17 protein-coding genes are annotated in these 21,934 nt (G+C 68.6%); 5 read left to right on the forward strand and 12 right to left on the reverse strand.

Annotated features, from left to right (window positions below; genetic code table 11):
* Positions 1 to 92: 92 nt before the first annotated feature.
* The 4 genes from QE389_RS04180 to dusB are packed head-to-tail and all read right to left on the reverse strand — an operon-like array spanning position 93 to position 5,683.
* The gene (locus tag QE389_RS04180; protein ID WP_307364828.1) at positions 93 to 953 is read right to left on the reverse strand and encodes a D-amino-acid transaminase; all 861 of its coding nucleotides are present in this window, start codon (positions 951 to 953) and stop codon (positions 93 to 95) included.
* Positions 953 to 2,359 carry a sigma-54 dependent transcriptional regulator gene (locus QE389_RS04185; protein ID WP_307364829.1) on the reverse strand — a complete coding sequence of 469 codons (1,407 nt, stop codon included), beginning with the start codon at positions 2,357 to 2,359 and terminating at the stop codon, positions 953 to 955. The genes QE389_RS04180 and QE389_RS04185 overlap by 1 nt, the downstream gene beginning before the upstream one ends.
* A 10-nt stretch (positions 2,360 to 2,369) precedes the next feature.
* Complete coding sequence (locus QE389_RS04190; protein ID WP_307364830.1) at positions 2,370 to 4,631, reverse strand: PAS domain-containing sensor histidine kinase; 2,262 nt, start codon at positions 4,629 to 4,631, stop codon at positions 2,370 to 2,372.
* Positions 4,628 to 5,683: a tRNA dihydrouridine synthase DusB gene (dusB, locus tag QE389_RS04195; protein ID WP_307364832.1), complete on the reverse strand. Its 1,056-nt coding sequence runs from the start codon at positions 5,681 to 5,683 to the stop codon at positions 4,628 to 4,630. Before dusB ends, QE389_RS04190 begins: the two co-directional genes overlap by 4 nt.
* 64 nt (positions 5,684 to 5,747) lie before the next feature.
* On the opposite strand from dusB, the gene QE389_RS04200 reads away from it, so the two are divergent.
* Positions 5,748 to 6,890, forward strand: coding sequence for a bifunctional 2-C-methyl-D-erythritol 4-phosphate cytidylyltransferase/2-C-methyl-D-erythritol 2,4-cyclodiphosphate synthase (locus tag QE389_RS04200; protein WP_307364833.1), 1,143 nt, complete (start codon positions 5,748 to 5,750; stop codon positions 6,888 to 6,890).
* 9 nt (positions 6,891 to 6,899) lie between these two features.
* Here QE389_RS04200 and QE389_RS04205 read toward each other — a convergent pair whose 3' ends face one another.
* Positions 6,900 to 9,185, reverse strand: coding sequence for a spermidine synthase (locus tag QE389_RS04205; RefSeq protein ID WP_307364835.1), 2,286 nt, complete (start codon positions 9,183 to 9,185; stop codon positions 6,900 to 6,902).
* 40 nt (positions 9,186 to 9,225) lie between these two features.
* Between QE389_RS04205 and QE389_RS04210 the strand changes: the two genes are divergently transcribed.
* Together QE389_RS04210 and QE389_RS04215 are read left to right on the forward strand one after the other, a co-directional pair.
* Positions 9,226 to 9,714, forward strand: coding sequence for a CinA family protein (locus QE389_RS04210; RefSeq protein ID WP_307368910.1), 489 nt, complete (start codon positions 9,226 to 9,228; stop codon positions 9,712 to 9,714).
* The gene (locus QE389_RS04215; protein ID WP_307364836.1) at positions 9,711 to 9,959 is read left to right on the forward strand and encodes a sulfurtransferase TusA family protein; all 249 of its coding nucleotides are present in this window, start codon (positions 9,711 to 9,713) and stop codon (positions 9,957 to 9,959) included. The genes QE389_RS04210 and QE389_RS04215 overlap by 4 nt, the downstream gene beginning before the upstream one ends.
* Here QE389_RS04215 and QE389_RS04220 read toward each other — a convergent pair.
* Positions 9,919 to 10,761 carry a YihY/virulence factor BrkB family protein gene (locus QE389_RS04220; RefSeq protein ID WP_373458336.1) on the reverse strand — a complete coding sequence of 281 codons (843 nt, stop codon included), beginning with the start codon at positions 10,759 to 10,761 and terminating at the stop codon, positions 9,919 to 9,921. The two genes, QE389_RS04215 and QE389_RS04220, sit on opposite strands and share 41 nt — an antisense overlap.
* Positions 10,762 to 11,050: 289 nt before the next feature.
* Here QE389_RS04220 and QE389_RS04225 point away from each other — a divergent pair, with 289 nt between their 5' ends.
* On the forward strand, positions 11,051 to 12,358 hold the full coding sequence (locus QE389_RS04225) for a diguanylate cyclase domain-containing protein (protein ID WP_307364838.1): 1,308 nt from the start codon (positions 11,051 to 11,053) through the stop codon (positions 12,356 to 12,358).
* A gap of 111 nt (positions 12,359 to 12,469) precedes the next feature.
* On the opposite strand, the gene mfd is transcribed toward QE389_RS04225, so the two are convergent.
* Positions 12,470 to 15,904, reverse strand: coding sequence for a transcription-repair coupling factor (gene mfd / locus QE389_RS04230; RefSeq protein WP_373458288.1), 3,435 nt, complete (start codon positions 15,902 to 15,904; stop codon positions 12,470 to 12,472).
* 11 nt (positions 15,905 to 15,915) lie between these two features.
* Entirely contained in the window at positions 15,916 to 16,209 is a 294-nt protein-coding gene (locus QE389_RS04235; protein WP_307364840.1) for a succinate dehydrogenase assembly factor 2, read from the reverse strand.
* Between the two features lie 131 nt (positions 16,210 to 16,340).
* Between QE389_RS04235 and recG the strand changes: the two genes are divergently transcribed.
* Positions 16,341 to 18,440 carry an ATP-dependent DNA helicase RecG gene (recG, locus tag QE389_RS04240; protein ID WP_307364841.1) on the forward strand — a complete coding sequence of 700 codons (2,100 nt, stop codon included), beginning with the start codon at positions 16,341 to 16,343 and terminating at the stop codon, positions 18,438 to 18,440.
* A 273-nt stretch (positions 18,441 to 18,713) separates the two neighbouring features.
* Here the strand turns inward: recG and QE389_RS04245 are convergent, their stop codons facing one another.
* From QE389_RS04245 to tmk, 4 genes are read right to left on the reverse strand one after another with little or no spacing between them, the layout of a single operon-like run.
* Positions 18,714 to 19,508: an MBL fold metallo-hydrolase gene (locus tag QE389_RS04245; protein ID WP_307364843.1), complete on the reverse strand. Its 795-nt coding sequence runs from the start codon at positions 19,506 to 19,508 to the stop codon at positions 18,714 to 18,716.
* A complete protein-coding gene (locus tag QE389_RS04250) occupies positions 19,505 to 20,287 on the reverse strand; it encodes a TatD family hydrolase (protein WP_307364844.1) in 783 nt (260 codons plus the stop codon). Before QE389_RS04250 ends, QE389_RS04245 begins: the two co-directional genes overlap by 4 nt.
* A complete protein-coding gene (locus tag QE389_RS04255; RefSeq protein WP_307364845.1) occupies positions 20,287 to 21,279 on the reverse strand; it encodes a DNA polymerase III subunit delta' in 993 nt (330 codons plus the stop codon). Before QE389_RS04255 ends, QE389_RS04250 begins: the two co-directional genes overlap by 1 nt.
* Complete coding sequence (gene tmk, locus QE389_RS04260; protein ID WP_307364846.1) at positions 21,276 to 21,908, reverse strand: dTMP kinase; 633 nt, start codon at positions 21,906 to 21,908, stop codon at positions 21,276 to 21,278. Before tmk ends, QE389_RS04255 begins: the two co-directional genes overlap by 4 nt.
* Positions 21,909 to 21,934: the final 26 nt, after the last annotated feature.

The raw sequence follows: 21,934 nt of genomic DNA on the forward strand, positions 1-21,934 counted from the left end.
CCTGTTCTTGGTTGTTCGTCGCCGGAGAAGCGGCGCGGGGCCGATACGGCCAGGCGCGACCTTAAACGTCGCTTCCCCGCCGGGGCAACGCCCTAAATGGCTTCTCGGCGCGCCTGTTCAAGATAGAGGTCGCGCAGGCGGGTGGCGACGGGCCCCGGACGACCATCGCCGATGCGGACACCATCCAGGGAAATCAGCGGCATGACGAAGGTGCTGGCGGCCGTGACGAACAGTTCGCGCGCGCGCTTGGCCTCGTCCACGGAAAAGGCGCGCTCCTCAAGCTCCAGACCTTCCGCCTCGATCAGCTTCAGCACCGCGGCGCGGGTGACGCCGCGCAGGATGTTGGCCTGGGTGTCGCGAGTCCTCAGCTTGCCGTGTTCGTCCACGATCCAGGCGTTGGTCGACGCCCCTTCGGTGATCAGACCCATCTCATCGACCAGCAGACATTCGTAGGCCCCGCTCTCGCGCGCCGCCTGTTTGGCCAGGACATTGGGCAGCAGGCCCACCGTCTTGATGTCGCATCGACCCCAGCGGAGGTCGGGGCGGGTTACGGCCGCCGCCCCGTTCTGGGCCGCACGTCGGCCCTTGTCCGGATCCAGCCGCTTGGCCGTGACCACGACGCTGGGCGCCACATCGACCGGGAAGGCGTGATCGCGCGGCGCCGTCCCGCGCGTGACCTGCAGATAGACCAGGCCGTCGCGCACGCGGTTCCGCCGCACCGTCTCCTTCAGCACCACGGCCAGGGCGGCGGCGGTCATCGGGATTTCGATATCCAGTGCGTTCAGGCTGCGGTGCAGGCGCGCCATATGCCCCTCGAAGTCGGCCAGACGGCCATCCATCACGGACCAGACTTCATAGACCCCGTCGGCGAACTGGAAGCCGCGATCCTCGATATGGACCACAGCCTCGCCGTGCGGACTATAGACGCCGTTCACATAGGCGATGCGAGACATCAGGCAGGCTCTTCCTCGTCGCCGCCGCGCGCCGGCGAGACGCCCAGCGACTTCAACTTGCGGTGAAGCGCCGACCGCTCCATGCCGATGAAGGCGGCGGTGCGCGAGATATTGCCGCCGAAGCGCATGATCTGGGCGGCCAGATACTCCCGCTCGAACACCTCGCGCGCTTCACGCAGCGGCAGGGCGATGGTCCGTTCGGCGCCCAGGGACGGCGCCGCGCCGTTGGAGGTCGCCACCTCCTGCGGCAGCATGTCGGCGGTGATCGGCTCGTTCGGATCGCCCGTCGCCAGGATCAGCAACCGCTCGATATTGTTGCGCAGCTGGCGAATGTTGCCCGGCCAAGGATGGACCTGCAGCACGGCCACGGCGTCCTCGCCGATAAGGCGTCGCGGCAGGCCCTGCGCGGCGCTGATCGTCTCCACGAAATAATCGACCAGTTCGGCGATGTCCTCGCGCCGTTCCGACAGGGCGGGCACGCGGATCGGGACGACGTTCAGCCGGTGGAACAGATCCTCGCGGAACCGGCCGTCGGCGATCTCGGTCTTCAGGTCGCGCGAGGTCGAGGTGATCACGCGAACATCCACCTGCACGTCCTGCTCGCCCCCGACGCGGCGGAACCGCTGATCGACCAGAACCCGCAGGATGCGGCTCTGGCTTTCGCGCGGCATGTCGCTGATCTCGTCCAGATACAGGGTGCCGTTGTGGGCGCGTTCGAACACGCCGATCTTGCTGGGCCGACCGTCCTGCCCCTCCTCGCCGAACAGCTCGACGTCCAGCCGTTCCGGCGTCATGCCGGCGGCCGAAATGGCGACGAACTCGGCCCGGGCGCGCGGGCTGCCGTCGTGAATCTGGCGCGCCACCAGTTCCTTGCCCGACCCGGCGGGACCCGAGATCAGGACGCGGCTGTTGGCCTGGGCCACTTTGGCGATGGTGCTGCGCAGGGCCTGGGCCGCCTGCGACCGACCGATCAGGCCCGAGGGCGTCATGGTGGCGGCGCGCAGTCGGCGGTTCTCGCGTCGCAGCGTCGCCGCCTCGATGGCGCGTTCCACCACCACCACAAGCCGGTCCGACTTGAACGGCTTTTCGATGAAGTCATAGGCGCCGCGCTTCAACGCCGTCACCGCCGTCTCGATGTTGCCGTGCCCCGAGATCATCACCACCGGCAGGTCGGGATCGATCTCCTTGACCACCTCCAGCAGCTCCAGCCCGTCCAGACCGCCGCCCTGCATCCAGATATCCAGGATGGCCAGGCTGGGCTTGCGCGCGCGGATCGCCGCCAGGGCCTCGTCGGAATTGGCGGCCACGCGCACCGCATGGCCCTCGTCCTCCAGGAGGCCGGAAACCAGGTCGCGGATGTCGGCTTCGTCGTCGACGACCAGAATGTCGGAACCGGTGGGTCGCATCTTGCCTCGCTTATTCGGCGGGAACGCTACGGAGCGGGCGCTCCGCGGCGTCTCCGGTCTTGCCGGTGGAAGTCAGTGGGAAAATCAGGCACACGCGCGCGCCGCGCAGGGTTTCCGCATCCGCCAACCTCAGCTCGCCGCCGTGGTCCTCGCAGATGCGTTTGACGATCGCCAGGCCCAGGCCCGTGCCCTTCTCGCGCGTGGTGACATAGGGTTCGGTCAGACGGTCGCGGTCCTTGGCGGGCAGGCCTATGCCGTCGTCCTCAACGATGAAAACCGCCGCGCCGTTCTCGACGCTAAGGGCCGCGATGATGCCCGTGCCGGCAGCCCCGTCGCCATCGGCCGCCCGACGCGCCGCGACGGATTCGCCCGCATTCTTCAGGATGTTCAGCAACGCCTGTCCCACCATCCGCGCGTCGCAGCGCAGCGTCGCCTTGGGCAGGGGCTCGGCGATCTCCACGGCGATGTCGGCGTCCGCGACCCGCTGGGCGAACACCGCCTCCCGCAGCATTTCCGCCGGGTTGGCCGCGCCGAACCGGGGCGCCGGCATCCGCGCGAAGGCCGAGAATTCGTCCACCATACGGCCGATGTCGCCCACCTGGCGGATGATGGTGTCGGTGCAGCGGTCGAAGATTTCGACCTCGTCCACCTTGCTGCGATACTTTCGTTTCAGCCGCTCGGCCGACAGTTGAATGGGCGTCAGCGGGTTCTTGATCTCATGGGCGATGCGGCGGGCCACGTCGCGCCAGGCGGCGTTGCGCTGGGCCGTCACCAGCCGGGTGATGTCGTCGAAGGTCAGGACCATTTCGCCGCCCTGCCCCCCCTCGATCCGAACGCGCAGGCGCCGCGTCTCTCCCTCGCGGCTCACGTCGATGTCTTCTTCGATATGGGCCTCGACGCGACGCACCAGATCGCTCAGTTCCGGCGAAAGCGCCGCCAGCGCCTGTCCCAGGACCTCGTCTTCCTCGATATGCAGCAGTTGCAGGGCGCTGTCGTTGATCGCCGAGATGCGGCCGCGTCGGTCCAGGCCGATGACCCCCGCGCTGACGCCCGACAGCACCGTCTCGATGAACAGGCTTCGATCCTGCGCCTCGTCGCTGGCGGCCTTCAGCGCCGTCTGCTGGGCCTGCAGGTCGTGGGTCATGCGGTTGAAGGCGTCCGACAGGGTGGCGATTTCGCCCGGCGCCCCGTCGCTGTCCACACGCGCGCTGAAGTCGCCGCCCGCCACCTGACCGGCCGCCTTCACCAGCCGCCCAATGGGGGCGGAAATGCTGCTGGCCGCGGACATGCCCAGCCACACGGCCCCCACCAGCACCAGCAGGGCCGTCTCCAGATAGCTGAGGATGAAGGCCGACTGGATGCGGGCGCGGGATTCCTTGGCCTCGTTATAGGACTGGATCGACTGAACCGAGGCGTTCATCCGCGCGATCAGCCCGTCCTGCAGCGGGCGAACCAGATACAGATAGGCGTCGCCATAGGCCGGCAGGGCGATGACCGAGCGCACCGCGTCCGGTTGCTCCGTCACGTCGGTGGGCGGCTGACCGCCTTGAGCGGCATCTTCCAGATAGGCGCGGGGCGGCGCCAGATAGGGCGGCGCGTTCGGCGCCTCGGCCCGCGCCAGCACCTCGCCCTGTCCATCCACGATGTAGAGGGCGGGATAGCCGAAGATCTCACCCACCTGGGCCAGGGCGTCGTTGAACTGGATGCGGTTGCCGAACAGGGCGCGCGCGCTGCCCAACTGTTCGGAAATCGTGACCAGGTCCGTGTCCATGGTCGAGGCGACATCCTTGATATAGGCCCGGCCCACCACCGCGCCGTTTTCGACGGAGGCCTGAACGTTTTGGCTGAACCACTGATCGACCCCGCGCGTAACCAGAACGCCGAACACCAGGGCGATCACGACAGAGGGGATCAGGGCCACCGCCGAGAACAGGGTGACGAACCGCAGGTGCAGCCTGGATCCCGCTTCGCTGGTGCGCCGGGCCAGCGCCAGGACCCGCCGCCCGACGATGGCCGCCAGGCCCGCAATCAGAACCAGATTGGCCAGAAGCACATACAGGACCAGCTGGTTCGCCGATCCGCTCAGTCCGTCGGACGCAGCGTCAGGTGCGACGGCCACCAGCCAGACCGAGACCGCCGTGACGACCACCGCCACGAAATAGGCCAGGCCGAACCAGGCCCGCGCCCGGTCTCCGTCGATCCGTCCCCAGAACGACTCCTCGTCCGACGCGGTGTCGGCCTGAGGAGTCACGGCTGAAGGCGTATCCGTCATGCCACAGCACTCTCCGACACCTGTGGCGCGTTTTCAACACCCGAGTTGTCCGGACGCGGCGTTTTCGGTCGCCATAGCTCCGCCATGGCCGCTTCGACGGCTTCGACCGCTTCCAGCCGGCAGATTCTCGCCTTGACCTCTCGCCGGTGTTGCGGGTCCGCCGGCCAAGGCGCCTGTTCGATGTACCAGCCCAGGTGCTTGCGGAACATCTTCAGGCCCAGCGGCAGGCCATAGAAGGCGGCTGAGGCGTGCAGATGCTCGATCACGATGGCCAGGCGCGCTTCGGGTCCCGGTTCGGCCATCGCCACGCCGTCGATCAGCGCCCGCTCCAGGTGCGCCGCCAGCCAGGGCCGGCCATAGACCCCGCGTCCCAGCATCAGCCCGTCCGCGCCCGACGCCGCCAAGGCTTGCCGCGCCGCCTCGACCGTCACGATGTCGCCATTGACGATGACCGGAATCCCGACCTCCGCCTTGACCGCGCCCACGGCCTCCCAGTCGGCCTGGCCCGTGTAGAATTGCTTGCGGGTGCGGCCGTGGACGGTGACGGCCTTGACCCCGATGGCTTCGGCCCGCATCGCCAGATCGGCGGCGTTCTTGCTGTCGTCGTCCCAGCCCAGGCGCATCTTGACCGTGACCGGACGCGACACGGCCTTCACCGCCGCCTCCATGATCCGACAGGCCAGGTCCGGCGTTCGCATCAGGGCCGAGCCGGCGGCCGAACCCGTCACCTCCTTGGCGGGGCAGCCGAAGTTCAGGTCGATGATGTCGGCCCCGGCCTTTTCGGCCATGCGCGCGCCCTCGGCCATCTGCTCGGGATCGCGCCCGACCAACTGGATCACCGTCAGAGGCAGTCCTTCCCCGACCGCCGCGCGCCGCACCACGTCGGGCCGCGCCCGCGCCAGCTCCTTGGCCGCCACCATCTCGGTCGCCACATAGGCCGCGCCCAGTCTGGAGGCCAGGAGACGGAACGGCAGGTCGGTAACGCCGGTCATGGGCGCCATCAGCACCCGGCCCGGAACGGTCACGTCGCCGATCTGAAGCGTCTTCGTCATCGGGGCCTTTCGCCTCATCCCACAGCCCCTCGTCAAGCCTGACCACGCCGTTTAGAAGGCCGCCATGACCTTCTCCGCCCTCATCGTCGCCGCCGGATCTGGCTCTCGCGCCGGCGGCGACAAACAATGGCGCGACCTGGGCGGCAGGCCCGTCCTGCGCTGGTCGGCCGAGGCACTGCTGAACGCCGGCGCCCAGGAACTGATCGTCGTGATCGCGCCGGACGCCCAGGATCGCGTCGCCCAGGCCCTGTCCGGCCTCTCGTCCTGGCGCGCCGTGACGGGCGGGAAAACCCGCGCCCAATCCGTTCGCGCGGGACTGGCGGCCCTAAGTTGTCCGGCGGATCAGCCCGTTCTGATCCACGACGCCGCCCGACCCCTGCTGGCCCGCGAGGTCGTCGACCGTCTGATCGCGGCCCTGAAAGACGCCGACGGCGCCCTGCCCGCCCTGCCCGTCGCCGACAGCCTGCGCCGGGGTCAGGACGGCCGCATGGCGGGCGTGGTCGAGCGCGACGGCCTCTGGCGCGCCCAGACGCCTCAGGCCTTCCGTCGCGGCGTGATCGAGGCCGCCTACGCCGCCTGGCCCGTCGATGAGACGCCGACCGACGAAGCCGTGGTCGTGGACCGCCAAGGCGGCCGCGTCGTTCTGGTCGAGGGCGATCCGCGCCTTCTGAAACTGACCTACCCCGAGGATTTCGCCATGGCCGAGGCTCTGCTGCCGCGACAGACCCGCATCGGCTCGGGCTACGACGTCCATCGCTGGGGGCCTGGCGGCTCGGTCTGGCTATGCGGGATCGAAGTGCCGCACGACCAGACCCTGATCGGCCATTCGGACGCCGACGCCGGCCTGCACGCCCTGACCGACGCCATCCTGGGCGCCGTCGCCGAGGGCGACATCGGCGACCACTTTCCGCCATCGGACCCGAAGTGGAAGGGGGCCTCGTCCGACCGTTTTCTGGTCCACGCCGCCGATCTGGTGAAGGCGCGCGGAGGCCGCATCGTCAACGTCGACGTGACCCTGATCTGCGAGCATCCCAAGGTGAAGCCGCACCGCCTGGCCATGCGCGAACGCATCGCGGGCCTGCTCGATTTGGCGCTGGACGCCGTCAGCGTGAAGGCGACGACCAGCGAGGGCTTGGGCTTCACGGGGCGCAACGAGGGCTTGGCCGCCCAGGCGGTGGCGACGATCGACCTGCCTGCCGCGATCTAATTCAGGCGTTTAGCGGTGCGAATAGGTCCATTGCCTCAGCAATGAGCCGAACAGATTGACGTAGTCGTCGGTCCAGGGCCGGACCGGACTAGGCCGCAGGGTGCGCCAGCGCGGATCGGCCCGGAACGGGGCCAAGGCCGCCTCGCTCTTGCCGATGATCAGGGCTTCGGTCGAGGCCTCGGCCATCTCGCCCCGGTTCGACGCCTCGACATAGACCTGATGCAGATGCGGCGCACCCAGCGCCCGGGCCGCCGCCTCGGCCGGCTGGGTGATCTCCAGGTTCCGGTTCGACAGGTGCAGCACCACGACCCCGTCCGGCGCCAGGGCGCGCAGATAGCCCCGGATCGCCTCGACCGTCAGCAGATGGGTCGGCACGGCGTCCGAACTGAAGGCGTCGATGACCAGCAGATCGTATCCGCCGGCCGGCTCTCGCGCCAGGGTCAGGCGCGCGTCCCCAATCACCGTCCGCACCGGCCCTTCCGCGCAGTCGCCGATGAAGCTGAACCAGCGGCGATCCCGTGACAGGCGATCCACCATCGGATCGATCTCGAAGAAGGTCAGTTGGTCCTGTTGGCGCTTATAGGCCGCCATGGCCCCGGCGCCCTGCCCCACGACCCCGATACGCGCCCCGTCCGGGCGGCGCGCCTGCGTCTTCAGCGCGGCCTGCCCCAGCGGGGTCGCCGTGGCGTAATAGAGGGTGGGGTGACAGCGATAAGCCTCGGCCTGGCCCTGCGCGCCATGCAGGGTCGTGCCATGCATCAGAACATGGACCGGCCCGCCCAGGTGCGGATCGTTGATCGTCGCCACCCGCATGACGCCGAAGAAGCTGCGTTCGGTCAGGTCCCAGTCATAGCCGCGCGCCAGCGTGTATCCGGACCAGGCGACGGCCGCCAGAACGACGGCGAACAGCACGGCCCGGTCTCGCACCAGAAAGGCCAGGACGGCCGACACGCCTAACATCGCCTGGGCGATCCGCAGCCATTGGGCGTCGGGAATCGCGGCGCGTAGATCGGGCGCGTGACGCACCATTTCCATCGATAACGGCGCCGACAGGGCGACCACGACGCCCGCCACAGCGCAGACGATCTCCCACGGCCGCATCTCTCGCCTGCTCCAGGGGCGCAGCAGGGCCACCGCCACCAGGACCAGCGGATATTCCCACACCATCTCGAACACGGCCGGGGCGATCAGGGCGTTGAACACCCCGCCGACCACGCCGCCGAAGGAGAGCAGCAGATAGAATTCGGTCAGCCGATCCGGTGCGGGCCGTCGCGTGGCCAGCCGCTGATGGCACATCAGGGCCGCAAAGAAGAAGGCGATCAGATTGACGGCGAACACCGCCAGCCACTCCCCGCTGCGGAACGCCACCATGGCCGCGCAGGCCGCGCCCATTCCGGCCTGCAGCACCAGGGTCGTGCGCGGCGCGATGGCCGGGCGATCCTGAAAAGCGATAACGAAGGTCAACAGATACAGCGCCAACGGGATAACCCACAGGAAGGGGGCCGAGGCCACATCGGTCGACAGATGCGCCGTCACCCCCAGCATCAGGCTGGACGGCGCGGCGGCCAGCAGCACCAGCATCGCCTTCTCGCGCCAGGCGATGGGCGGGCTGACGGCCAGGCGCGGGGCCGGCGTCTGGCCCGAACCGCGTCGCCAGGCCGTCAGCGCCAAGCCGGCGATCAGGACGACGAACAGGGCGTAGCCGCCGCTCCACGCCCAGCGCTGGCCTGACAGACTGGCCAGGGGTTCGATCACTACCGGATAGGCCAGCAGCGCAAGGAAGCTGCCCAGGTTGGACGCTGCATAGAGGACGTAGGGATTCCTGCCCCCATGCCAGCCCACGCGCGCCCGCGCCCACCAGGCCTGAAGCAGGGGGGCCGTGGCCGATAGAACCGCGAACGGCGCCCCGACCGACAGCGCCAGGGTCGCCAACAGCCAAAAGGTCGGCCGACCGGGATCGGGATCGCCCAGCACGCCCGTGACCCTCAAGGGCAGGAACAGGGCCGCCAGCGCCAGCGCGCCCAGATGCACCCCCATCTGGACCCGCATCGAACCCAGCCTCTGCAGCAGGTGCGCATAGGCGTAGCCGGCCAGGAGGGCGGTCTGGAAAAAGACCATGGCCGCATTCCACACCGACGGCGATCCGCCCAGCGTCGGCAAAACCAGCTTCGTCACCATGGGCTGAACCACGAAGACCAGACAGGCCGAGGTGAAGACGGCGACGGCGAAAAGAATCGGCGTCAGACGGTCGCGGGCGGATTCGGCAGGCAGCGGACGATCCAGAGCCTCGGTCATGCCTCTGGTTAGAGCCGGGTTCGCGGCCTATGAAAAGACCATGTTCCCCGATGACATCCAGCGCCTGGCGCAACAGATTGTCGCGGCCGCCAGCCGACGCGGCCTGACGCTGACCACAGCCGAAAGCTGCACCGGCGGGCTGGTCGCCGGCGCCCTGACGGCCATCGCCGGCTCGTCGACCGCCCTGGACCGGGGGTTCGTCACCTATAGCAACGAAGCGAAGGCCCAGATGCTGGGCGTGGACGAGCAATTGTTGAAGACCCACGGCGCGGTGTCCGAGCCCGTGGCGCGGGCCATGGCGACCGGCGCCGTCGACCATTCGCGCGCGACCGTTTCGGTCGCCGTCACCGGCGTTGCCGGTCCCGGCGGCGGATCGGCCCAAAAGCCGGTCGGCCTGGTCCATTTCGCGGCGGCCGGCCCAGGGGGCGTGGTTCATCGTGAGGAGCGGTTCGGCGACCTGGGCCGCGAGGCGGTGCGCCTGGCCGCCGTGCGTGTGGCGCTGGACATGCTGGCGGACCGCCTGGCGTGACGGACCCCATCGTCATCGACGCCCGCGGTCATCGGTGCCCCACGCCCAGCCTCAGACTGATGAAGGCGCTGCGAGGGGCCACGCCGCCTGCGCGTTTCGTCCTTCTGGCCACCGACCCCATGGCCCGGATCGACGTGCCCTATCTGATGAGCCAGACAGGAGGGCGCGTGACCCAGGTGGAAGACGTCGACGGCGTGATCCGCCTTACGGTCGAGATCGCCGCGCCCGCCGCTCCGACAGATTGACCACCCCGGCGGGCGGGGCGGCCATCTGGGCCTGGGCCTTTGCGGCCAGCTCCATTTCGGTGGCGAACGCCCCGCCGTAGAAGATGGCGTTGACGTTCCACGACAGCCAGATCAACAGCACCACCACGGCGCCGACCGAACCGTAGGTGGCCCCCAAGGGCGCGATCTGTTCGACATAGATGGCGCACAGCCAGGACGACACCACCGACATCAAGGTTGCGACTAGGCCGCCCGTCGCCGACGGCAGCCAGGCAACGGGCGTCCTGTGACTCATGGCGTAGCGGTAAAGCAGCGTCAGGCCGATCGCCAGGCCGACGGCCGGCAACAGGGCGTCCAGCGGCGCGAACCCGCGCGCCGCTTCGCCCGCCGGGCCGGAGGAGGCATGGGCCAGAATCCGCACGGTCACGACCGCCCCCGACACCACGGTGAACAGGGCGAAGGCGAAGATGGCGACGAAGAAGGCCAGCAGATTGAATTTGAAGAAGCCGTGCGGCTCGGTCTCGTCATGAATCAGGTTCAAACCCGCCAGCAAGGCCTTGAATCCGCGATGAGCGGCATAGGCGCCGACGAACAAGGCGAAGGCGCTCTGGGCCGAAACGGTGCGGGCCGAAGCATTGCTCAACCGGGCGATCTCGCCCTGGAAAATGGCTTGGGCGGCATCCGGCAACAGGTCCGACAGGGCCGCCGCCTGGGCGCTGACCTCGTCGATCGACAGACCCAGCTTGTAGAAGCCGATCAGGATGGCGATGGCCGGAAACACGGCCAGAAGGGCGAAGAACGACACCCCGCCCGTGTAGAGCATGACGTCCCGACCCCAGCTTCGCGCGAAGGCGCGCACAGACAGGCCGGCCCAGAAACGGGGCGCCCGCAGGACGGATCGGGTCAAATGATCGCTCAAGCCGGTCCCCACAACCGTTGCACAAGCGGCGGAACCTAGCGGATTCCACGACGGGTGTAAGTCCTTTCCGCATGCGCGGATTTCTGGGGTTCAGCCGCATCCGACGACTGTTCCTTAACACCCACATGGCTATGATCGTTATGGCTCCGCTTGGGAGCCGCAAGGCGCGGCGCGCTTCACGGAGACGGAAGACTTGAATTTCGACGCGCGTGTCTTGGTTCTCGCGGCGACCGATGATCGCGTCGGCGCTCTGGCGGCCGGACTGGATGCCCTGGGCTGGCGCACCGTCACCGCGCACAGCCTGGATGCGGGAGAGGCGACGCTGAAGGATTTTCCGCTTGAGGCGGTCCTCATCGACGCCGACCAGTATTCGACCCATGCCCTCTCGCGCCTGAGAGCGGCGGCCGAGCCACGGCGCGTTCCCATCGTGGTTGTCGGCCTGCGCCCCGACCATGCGACGGACGCGGACCTGGCCATGTCGACCCTGCCCCATCCCGCCCAGGCCGCCCTCCGGCTCGAACAACTGGTGCGCGCGGCCATCGCCGAGGAAGAGTTCCGCCTGCGCGTCACCACCTTCGCGGCGCGCAGCATCGGCCTGAGCCCGGAGCGGGAGGACGACACGCCCTTGCGCGTCCTGGCCGCCGGAGTGGCGGATCGGCGCTTCCTGGCCCTGTCCAACACCCTGACGGCCGCAGGGGCGGAGGTGGTCGCCGCGCCGACGCCCTACACCGCCTTCGATTATCTGCACGAAAGCGCCTTCGACGCCGCGGTTCTGTGGGGCGCCGACGATCATGCCCCGGCCCTGTCGATCGCCTCGGGCATGAAGCGCAACACGCGCCTCTATCACATCCCGCTGATGCTCTATCTGCGCGGCAAGAACGAGATCAGCCTGTCGGAGCTGTTCAATCGCGGCTTCGCCGACGTAGCCTCGGCCGACACGCCAGAGATGGAGACGGCGGAACGCATCCTCAGCCTGGCGCGCGCCCACCGCCGCCACCTGACCATCCGCAAGGCGCTGGATTCGGTGCGCAGCCTGGAGGTCATGGATCCCGCGACCGGCCTGTTCACGCCCGAAATCTTCGCCGCCCACCTTGCCCGAGTGGCGAATGCGTCGCGCGCCAGAAAGCGTCCGCTCTCCGTCTGCGTCCTGCGCGTGCGAGAGACCGAGGCCGTGACCTGGGCGCGCCAAGGCGGTTGGCTGGACCGCGCCATGCCTCAGATCGGCGCCATGGTGTCGCGCCTGGTGCGGGTGGAAGACACCCCCGTGCGCCTGGCCAAGGAGGTCTTCGCCCTCGCCCTGCCCGCCACCCATGGCCAGGAGGCGCGCCTGGCGGCCGAGCGCATCGCCGCCGTGATCGGCTGCACCGCCTTCGACGCAGGCGCAGACCGTTCGCCCTTCGTGGCCGAATTCGACGTGGGCTCGGCCGAGATGCGCCATGGCGAAACCGCCGGCGCCCTTCTGGAACGCGCCTCCGCCGACCTGTTCGACAAGATCAGCTAGGTTCAGTCGACATCGAGCCTAGTGACGTCCTTCCGAGGCTGAGCGGAGCGAAGAACCCGGAAGGACGAGCCGAGAGATCATTCTCACGAATGTCGATTGACTTGGGGCCCCTTACGCCCCCGCTACCCGCGCCAGGTCGGCGGTGATCCGCTCGGCCACCTTCAGCCGCTCCTCGGCCGTGGGCCAGTCGCCGGACACCACGATCTTCTGATCGGGCCGGATCTTCCAGAAGGCGTGGTTCTTCTGGATCAATCCCACCAGGCCGACCGGGTTCGGGAAGCTGTTGTCGCGCAGCGTCAGCACCGCCCCACGCGGCCCGATATCGATCTTCTCGATACAGGCCCTGCGGCAGTTGGCCTTGATGCCGACGATCTTCAGCAGTTGCCGCGCCTCGTCCGGCAACGGCCCGAAACGGTCGATCAGTTCTGCAGCCAGGGCTTCGCGGTCCTCGGCCTGTTCGGCGTCCGACAGACGGCGATAAAGGCTCAGACGCACATTCAGGTCGGGGACATAATCCTCTGGGATCAGAACAGAAGCACCGACATTGATCGCCGGCGACCAGCCGCGATCCGCCGTCCCGCCCTCGCCCTTCTCCTTCAGTTCGGCGACCGCGTCTTCCAGCATCTGCTGATACAGTTCGACGCCCACCTCGCGGATATGGCCCGACTGTTCGTCGCCCAGCAGATTGCCGCCGCCGCGCTGATCCAGGTCGTGGCTGGCCAGTTGGAAACCGGCCCCCAGATTGTCCAACGATTGCAAGACCTGTAGACGCCGCTCGGCCGACAAGGTCATCGGCTTGACCGGATCGGTGGTCAGATAGGCGAAGGCCCGCGCCTTGGAACGCCCGACCCGGCCCCGAATTTGATACAATTGGGCCAGGCCGAACATGTCGGCGCGATGCACGACCAGGGTGTTGGCGGTGGGAATGTCCAGCCCGCTCTCGACGATGGTGGTCGAGACCAGCACGTCGTACTCCCCGTCGTAGAAGGCGCTCATCACCTCCTCCAACTGGGTGGCGGACATCTGGCCGTGGCCCACGACGAACTTCACCTCGGGGACCTGTTCGCGCAGGAACCGTTCGATGTCGGGCAGGTCTTTCAGACGCGGCGCGACATAATAGGCCTGACCGCCGCGATATTTCTCGCGCAGCAGGGCCTCGCGCACCAGCACCGGGTCCCACGGCGTCACATAGGTCCGCACCGCCAGGCGATCGACCGGCGGGGTGGCGATGATCGACATCTCCCGAATGCCCGACAGGGCCATCTGCAGGGTGCGCGGGATCGGGGTGGCGGTCAGGGTCAGCAAATGGACATCGGCCCGCAGCGTCTTCAGCTTCTCCTTGTGCTTGACGCCGAAATGCTGCTCCTCGTCGACGATCACCAGGCCCAGGTCGCGGAAACCGACCTGTTCGGACAGCACCGCATGGGTGCCGACCACGATCTCAACCGAGCCGTCCTTCAGCCCCGCCCGCGTGTCCGACGCCTCCTTGGCGCCGACCATGCGCGACAGCTGGCGCACCCTGACCGGCCAGCCGGCGAACCGTTCGGTGAAGGTCTTGAAGTGCTGACGCGCCAACAGAGTGGTGGGCGCAACCACCGCCACCTGTTGGCCGGTCATGGCCACGACGAAGGCGGCCCGCAGCGCCACCTCGGTCTTGCCGAAGCCCACGTCGCCGCAGATCAGGCGATCCATCGGCACGCCCTTGCCCAGATCCTCCAGCACGTCGCCGATGGCGTTCAGTTGGTCGTCCGTCTCCTCGTAAGGGAAGCGGGCGCAGAATTCGGCGAACAGGCCGGGGGGCGGTGTCACCGCGTCCGTCTCGCGCAGGGCGCGCTTGGCGGCCAGGGCGATCAGCCCCTCGGCCATGGCGCGCAGTCGCTCCTTGGCCTTGGCCTTGCGCGCCTGCCAGCCCGCCCCGCCCAATCGATCCAGTTGAACCCCATCGGCGTCCGTGCCGTATCGGGTCAGAAGATCAATATTTTCCACGGGTAGATAGAGTTTGCTGTCACCCGCGTACATCAGTTCCAGGCAGTCGTGCGGCGCCGACTGGATGTCCAGGGTCTTCAATCCCTCGTAACGCCCGATGCCGTGGTCCAGGTGAACCACCAGGTCGCCGGTCGTCAGGGCCGAGGCCTCGGCCAGGAAGTTCGACGCCCGCCGCTTCTTCCTCGGCCGCGCCAGGCGGTCGCCCAGAATGTCGGTCTCGGAAATGACCGCGACCGTCTCGGTGACGAACCCGTGTTCCACCGGCAGGACGCCGCGCAGATACAAGTCCTGGGGCGCCCCCTGCACGTCGTTCCAGTCGCGCACGGCGACGATGTGATCCAGCCCGTGATCGCCCAGCATGGTCGCCAGACGATCCGAAGACCCCTCGGTCCAGGACGCGAACAGCACCCGCTTGCCGTCGGCCTTCAGGGCCTGGGCATGGGCGGCCACCGCCTCGAACAGATTGACGCTGTCCTGCGCACGTTCGGCGCCGAAAGTGCGGCCCAGCCGCCCGCCCGCGTCCTCGCCGCCTGTCGAAAAGGGGGTGAACCGCCGCACCGACCGCCCGGCCAGCGCCTGGTTCCAGTCGCCCTCATCCAGATAGAGGTCCAGGGGCGGCAGGGCGCGATTGGCGCCGGCCCCGCCCTTGGTCCTGGCCGCTTCGGACCGCGCCTCATAGGCGTCGGCGATCAAATCCCAGCGCTCGCCGCGCGCCGCCTCGACCTGGTTGTCCAGGAAGACCTGGGCCGTATCGGGCAGGTAGTCGAACAGTGTGTCCAGCGTCTCGTAGAACAGCGGCAACCACTGTTCCATGCCCTGGCGCCGCGCGCCCTCGCTGATCGTCGCGTACAGCGGATCGTCCCCAGGCGCCCCGAACAGGTTCAGATAGCCGGTGCGGAACCGCGAGATGGCGCTCGCGTCCAACAGGGCCTCCGACACGGGCGCCAGCGACACGGCCTTCATCTGCCCTGTGGACCGCTGGGTCTCGGGGTCGAAGGTGCGGATCGATTCCAGTTCGGAGCCGAACATGTCCAGCCGCACCGGCTCGGCGAAACCGGGCGGGAAGACGTCGATCACCCCGCCCCGCACGGCGAACTCGCCGCGTTCCGACACGGTGGAGGCGCGGACATAGCCGTTGGCGGCGAAATACCGTTCCAGCGCCTGGATATCCAGGTCGCCGCCGGTCCGGGCCTCGAACCCCGCCTGGGTCGTCACCGCCCGGGGCGGCGTGCGCTGCATCGCCGCCGACACGGTCGTCGTGACCAGGACAGGCGCATCGCCGGCCTTGCGCCGGGCCAGGCGCGTCAAGGTCGCCATACGTTGCGCCGCGATGGCCGCCGTCGGGCTCAGCCGGTCGTAGGGAAGGCAATCCCAGGCGGGATAATCCAGAACTTCAATATCCTGAGCAAAGAACTGAAACGCCTGAACGAAGGCGCCGGCGCGCTGATAGTCGCGCGCCACGAACAGGCCGACCCCGCCTTCCGCCTTGATCCGCTCGGCGACGATCAGGGCGTCCAGCCCCTCCGGCGCTCCGCCCAGTTCGGCGTCCGTCCGTTGCACGCGCGCGTCCATCAGCCGATCCCCTTGCCGACTTCGGCGGCCACATGGGCGCGCATGAAGGCCCGCACCTTGGCCATCACCGGCGTCTCGAACTCGGCCGGCGTCGGATCACGCTCGATGATCCAGCCGTAAAGCCATTGGTCTTCCTCGTTCAGCAGGGCTTCGAACTGGTCCAGTTCGGCCTCGCCCAGCCCCGGCGCCACCTGATCCGCGAACGGTCCCAGCACCATGTCGGCTTCGCGAAAGCCCCGGCGCCAGGCCCGGAACTGGATTCGGCCCAGCCGCAGTTTGCGCTCCGGGGTCATTTCACTCTCAAGACGCGCGTCGATTTCGGCCACAAGAATCCTTGCCCGGTGCAGACTTTCAAACAGGTCGGGGGAAATAGCGCTCCTCGGACCGTTTCGCCACCCGTCGTGGTCACGCTATGTTCACGGCGATGCGTCCGCAGATTCTTTTCCCCCTGTTCGCCGAGGTCTCCACCCTGAAAGGGGTGGGGCCCCGCGTCCTGCCCCTGGTGCAAAAGGTCGCAGGACCTCTGGTGCGGGACCTGATCTTCCTGCCGCCGTCGGGCGTCATCGTCCGCCGCCCGATGCAGGCGGCGACCGCCATCGACGGCGAGGTCGGAATCTTCGAAATCGTCATCGACCGCCTGTTCGCCCCCAGCCGTCCCGGCGCTCCGCTGAAGGTCCGCGCCAGCGACCTGACCGGCTTCGTCCATCTGGTCTGGTTCGGCGGCTCGCCCCAGCATATCGATCGTCTGCTGCCGCGCGGCGAGACCCGGCTGGTGTCGGGCAAGGTCGAACGCTTCAACGGCGAGGTCCAGATCGTCCACCCGGACATCGTCACCCCGGAAAAGGCGGCCGACATCCCCGCGTCGGAGCCCGTCTATCCGGCGACGCAGGGCCTGACTTCGCGCCAGTTGCGCAAACTGATCCAGACCGCCCTGCCCGCCGCGCCTGACCTGCCGGAATGGCAGGACGCCGCCTGGCTGAAGCGTCGGAACTGGCGATCCTGGCGCGCGGCGCTGGACGCCCTGCACGCCCCGACCGGCGAGCCCGATCTGTCGCCCGACGCCCCCGCCCGCCAGCGTCTGGCCTATGACGAGTTTCTGGCCCATCAACTGGCCCTGGCCCGCCGTCGCCGCGCGCGGGAGATCAAGCCCGCCCCGCTCATCGCGCCGGGCGCCGCCTCGGACCATCTGCTCCAGGCCCTGCCCTTCGCCCTGACCGACGCTCAGGCCCAGGCGGTCGCGGAAATCCGCCGCGATCTGGCCTCGGGCCGTCAGATGGGGCGGCTCCTTCAGGGCGACGTCGGCTCGGGCAAGACGGCGGTGGCCGCTCTGGCCCTGGCGGATGCGGCCTCCAGCGGCTTTCAATCCGCCTTGATGGCCCCGACCGAAATCCTGGCGCGCCAGCACTACGAAAAGCTCGGCCCCCTGCTGGAGGGGGCCGGCGTCGCGGCGATCCTCCTGACCGGTCGCGACACGAACGGCCAGCGGCGTGAGAAGCTGGCGGCCCTGGCCTCCGGCCAGGCCCAGGTCGCCATCGGCACCCACGCCCTGTTCCAGGACGCCGTCCGCTTCGACCGTCTGGCACTGGCCGTCATCGACGAGCAGCACCGTTTCGGCGTCAGCGAGCGCCAGCGCCTTCAGGCGAAAGGCGATCCCCGCCTGGGCGCCGTCCACCTGCTGACCATGTCGGCCACCCCCATCCCCCGCACCCTGGAGCTGACGCAGTACGGCGAGTTGGAGGTCAGCCGCCTGATGGAGAAGCCGCCCGGCCGCACCCCCGTCACCACCGCCGTCCTGCCCCTGGCCCGCATCGGCGAGGTCGCCGCCCGGCTGAAGACGGCGCTGGACACGGGCGCCCAGGCCTATTGGATTTGCCCTCTGGTCGCGGAGTCCGAAGCCATAGACCTGGCCGCGGCCGAGGATCGGGCCGCCGACCTGCGCCGACTGCTGGGCGTCGAGGTCGGCCTGGCCCACGGCCAGATGCCGGGCGCCGAGCGCGAGGCCGTCATGGCCGAATTCGCCGATGGCCGCATTCCCCTGCTGGTCGCCACCACGGTGGTTGAGGTCGGGGTCGATGTGCCCAACGCCTCGATCATGGTCATCGAACACGCCGACCGCTTCGGCCTGGCCCAGCTTCACCAGTTGCGCGGCCGCGTCGGACGCGGCTCGAAGCCCAGTTCCTGCATCCTGCTGTACGGCGGCCAGGACGGCGCCCCAGGACGCGGCTTGGGCGACACAGCGAAAGAACGGCTGGAGACCCTGCGTCGGACCGAGGACGGCTTCATCATCGCCGAAGAAGACTTCCGCCTGCGCGGCGGCGGCGACCCTTTGGGCCTGAAACAGAGCGGCTTCCCCGCCTATCGTTTCGCCGACCCGATCCGCCACCGCGACCTGATGCTGGCCGCCGCCGACGACGCCCGCCTGATCCTGAACCGCGACCCCGACCTGACCTCCGCGCGAGGTCAGGCGGTGCAGGTGCTGGAAGAACTGTTCGACTGGAAGGGGCATAGGGCCGGATCGGACTGAGGACTGCCTCGACGCCCCCGTGGCGGAGTCCAGTCACGACGGGCCGGCGCAATTGCCGAAACGGCGGCGCCGGGTCGACCTCCCGATCGACGGCTCCGCTCTTCGTCCCCTATTTCCGACCTACCGCCCTTTGAAATTTCCGACCTTTTCCGGTCTTTTCGGCAATCGACATGGCGCCGCTCCGGATCGTGTTAGACTGCTTTGTCCGGTCTTTGAAATCAGGCGCGAAATTGCACATTGCACTGTTTTCCGCAGTGCAATTTCAGCCCAAGGTCAGCCGAAAGTCCGGCTCCAGCCGTCGAACCCGACTTCGACGTTTGCCGGAACAAGTGCCGACAACGCCTTGTAATCCATGTCGATATGCAAGTTCGTCAGCACCGCCCGCTCCACCTCGGCGGCCGCGATCCATTCCAGCGCCTTGTCCAGATGAGCGTGGGTCGGATGGGGCGCGTAGCGCAGGGCGTCGACGATCCAGATCTTGCATCCCGCCACCGCCCGGATCGCTGCCTCGTCCAGGTCCGACACGTCGCTGGAATACGCCACGTCGCCCAGCCGATAGCCGACCGAACGGATCGGGCCGTGCGCCTGATCGAAGGTGATGACAGGGATCGCCTCGCCGGCCCCCTCGACCGACCAGGCCGTTCCGTGCGGGGGAATGGTCCGTGCGTCCAGCAGCGGCGGATAGCCCAGCTTGGTCTCGAAAATATAGTCGAATCGATGCGTCAGCGACGCTCGCGTCGCCTCGTCCATCCAGGCCGGAATCCGCTTTCGCGCCCGTGCCGCAAAGGTCCGCAGATCGTCGATCCCGTGCGTCTGATCGGCATGGTCGTGGGTATAGAGCACTCCATCGACATGCGTGGTCCCGCTGGCCAGCATCTGCTCGCGCAGGTCCGGCGAAGTGTCGATCAGCACCGTGGTGACGCCCTCCGGCCCGGTTTTTCGCGCCAGCATCGAACAGCGGGTGCGCCGGTTCTTCGGCTCGGCGGGATCGCAGACGCCCCAGTCGCCGTCGCCGCGCGGCGACCCGCCCGACGACCCGCTGCCCAGGATGACGACCTCGAAACTCATTGCGGCCTCGCGATGCGGTCGAACAGGGCGAAGAAGGCGTCGGTCGTGATCCGGTCCGCCTCCTCGGGGCTCCACCCCCGGATCTCGGCCAACTTGTCCAGCACATGGCCGACATAGGCCGGCTCGTTGCGTCGTCCCCGGTGCGGAACGGGCGCCAGATAGGGGCAGTCGGTCTCCACGACGATCCGGTCGGCCGGCATGTCGCGGATCACCGCCCGGACATCCTCGGCGGCCTTGAAGGTGGCGATGCCCGATACGGAGAACCAGGCCCCCAGTTCCGCCGCCAGCCGCGCCAACTCGGCCCCGCTGGTGTAGCAGTGCATCAGCATCCTGAACGGCCCCGCGGCGTGCTCTTCCTTCAGGATCGCGGCCATGACCTCGTCCGCCTCGCGCGTATGGATGACCAGCGGCAGGCCCGTCTCACGCGCCGCCGCCACATGCTGGCGAAAGACCGCCGCCTGCGTTTCGCGCGGGCTCAGATCATAGTGGAAGTCCAGGCCGCATTCCCCGATCCCGACCACCTTGGGCCGTTGCGCCAACGCGATCAGTGTCGCCGCCGTCAGGTCGGGCGTGTCCTTGGCCTCGTGCGGATGGACCCCGACCGTGCACCAGATGTCGTCATGCGCCATGGCCAGACCGTGCGTGGCCTCGAAGGTCGTCAGCCGATCGGAAATCTCGACCATCAGCCGCACTCCGGCGTCTCGCGCCCGGGCGATCACCGCGTCGCGGTCTTCGTCGAACTGGGGGGCGTGCAGGTTCACATGGCTGTCGATCAGCATCAGCCCACCCTTTCGTCTTGCGTCTGGACGCGGCGCAGATCGGCCAGGGCGCCGGCCAGAACGTCGCCCCGATCCAGATTCAGGCCCGCCGTCCGTTCCGGCAGAGGCTGCAACCGCTCCCACAGCTCGGCCCAGCGATTGCCGGCGCCCGGCGCGCTCCGCAGGGCCCGCATCCGGACGGCGGCGATCAACCGATCCATCAGGATGTCGAACCGCTCCTGCCCCTCCGCGCCCCGAAAGCGGTCGGCCACGGCCAGGGCCTCGGCCCGGTCGATGTCGCCGTCCACCCAACGCCGCGCCAGTTGGTCCATCTCGAAGGTCGCGCCAGAGGCCAGCGCCAGGGCCGCCCCCGGAGATCCGCCCGCCATCGCCGCCGCATGGGCCGCATCGTCGGGCTCGGCGCCCGTGCGATTGCGGACCAGGGCCTCCAGCCGCTCCGGCGTCCAGATCGGAAAGCTCAATCGCCGGCACCGCGACCGGATCGTGGGCAAGAGCCTGCCCGGCGCATGGGTCACGAGAAACAGCACGCCCCGCTCTGGCGGCTCCTCAAGAACCTTCAGCAAGGCATTGGCCGCGTTGACATTCAGATCGTCGGCGGCGTCGATGATCGCCACCCGATGCCGGGCCTGGGACGGGCTTTTGGAAAAGAACTCGGGCAGTTCGCGCGACTGATCGACCGAGATCGACTTCTTGGTCTTGCCCCCCTCGACCAGCCGCTCCAGCACCAGCAAATCGGGATGAGCCTGGGCCGAGATCAACCGACTGACCGGGTCGTCCCGTCGCGCCCCCAGCGGCCCGCGCTCCGGATCGGCCTCCGCGCCCAAAAGGCGTCGCGCAGCGCGATAGGCGAAGGTGGCCTTGCCCGCGCCTTCGACCCCGCATAACAGCCAGGCGTGGTGCAGCCGCCCTCGCTCCCAGGCGTCCAGGAACGCCGCCTCCGCTGCGGCGTCCGGGATCAGGTCGAACCGGTCACGGGGATGATCCTCGCTCACAGCAGCCGGTCCTGGACCGCTCGCCACACCCGCGCCTCGACCTCGTCCAGCGATCCGACCGCATCGATCAGCACGCAACGATCCGGCTCGGCCGCGGCGATCTTCAGGAAGCCCTCGCGCAGGCGTTGGTGGAACTCCAAGCCCTTCGATTCGAACCGAGTCTCGAACAGGCCGCGTCCGAACGCGCGCTCCAACCCCACCTCGACCGGCAGGTCGAACACCAGGGTCAGGTCCGGCTGGTCCTCGCCGACCACGCCCGCGTCGATCTGTTCGATGAAGCTCTGGGCCACCCCGCCGCCTGCGCCCTGATAGGCGCGGCTGGAATCGGCGAACCGATCACAAACGACCCAGTCGCCCGCCGCCAGCGCCGGTCGGATGGTGTGCTCCAGATGGTCCGAGCGGGCCGCATACATCAAAAGGGTCTCGGTCATGGCCGACCAGGGCTCGGCCTCGGTCGCCACCACCAGATTGCGGATGACCTCCGCCCCCTTCGACCCGCCCGGCTCGCGCGTGCGCACCACCTGCCGCTCGCCCAGCACGGTCTGCAGCCGCGCGACCAGCCGCCCGACCTGGGTCGACTTGCCGGCGCCCTCGCCGCCCTCGAACGTGATGAAGTTGCCGCGCGTCACGCGCCTTCATGGCGCGCCCGCAGCGC

Origin of the sequence: Brevundimonas sp. SORGH_AS_0993, from assembly GCF_030818545.1 — a bacterium.
Lineage (GTDB): Bacteria > Pseudomonadota > Alphaproteobacteria > Caulobacterales > Caulobacteraceae > Brevundimonas.

What these genes read in the sequence shown, in the direction of transcription:
- QE389_RS04180 (WP_307364828.1), bottom strand. Translation starts at nt 953, where the DNA reads ATGTCTCGCATCGCCTATGTGAACGGCGTCTATAGTCCGCACGGCGAG.
- QE389_RS04185 (WP_307364829.1), bottom strand. Translation starts at nt 2,359, where the DNA reads ATGCGACCCACCGGTTCCGACATTCTGGTCGTCGACGACGAAGCCGAC.
- QE389_RS04190 (WP_307364830.1), bottom strand. Translation starts at nt 4,631, where the DNA reads ATGACGGATACGCCTTCAGCCGTGACTCCTCAGGCCGACACCGCGTCG.
- dusB (WP_307364832.1), bottom strand. Translation starts at nt 5,683, where the DNA reads ATGACGAAGACGCTTCAGATCGGCGACGTGACCGTTCCGGGCCGGGTG.
- QE389_RS04200 (WP_307364833.1), top strand. Translation starts at nt 5,748, where the DNA reads ATGACCTTCTCCGCCCTCATCGTCGCCGCCGGATCTGGCTCTCGCGCC.
- QE389_RS04205 (WP_307364835.1), bottom strand. Translation starts at nt 9,185, where the DNA reads ATGACCGAGGCTCTGGATCGTCCGCTGCCTGCCGAATCCGCCCGCGAC.
- QE389_RS04210 (WP_307368910.1), top strand. Translation starts at nt 9,226, where the DNA reads ATGTTCCCCGATGACATCCAGCGCCTGGCGCAACAGATTGTCGCGGCC.
- QE389_RS04220 (WP_373458336.1), bottom strand. Translation starts at nt 10,761, where the DNA reads ATGCTCTACACGGGCGGGGTGTCGTTCTTCGCCCTTCTGGCCGTGTTT.
- QE389_RS04235 (WP_307364840.1), bottom strand. Translation starts at nt 16,209, where the DNA reads ATGACCCCGGAGCGCAAACTGCGGCTGGGCCGAATCCAGTTCCGGGCC.
- recG (WP_307364841.1), top strand. Translation starts at nt 16,341, where the DNA reads ATGCGTCCGCAGATTCTTTTCCCCCTGTTCGCCGAGGTCTCCACCCTG.
- QE389_RS04245 (WP_307364843.1), bottom strand. Translation starts at nt 19,508, where the DNA reads ATGAGTTTCGAGGTCGTCATCCTGGGCAGCGGGTCGTCGGGCGGGTCG.
- QE389_RS04250 (WP_307364844.1), bottom strand. Translation starts at nt 20,287, where the DNA reads ATGCTGATCGACAGCCATGTGAACCTGCACGCCCCCCAGTTCGACGAA.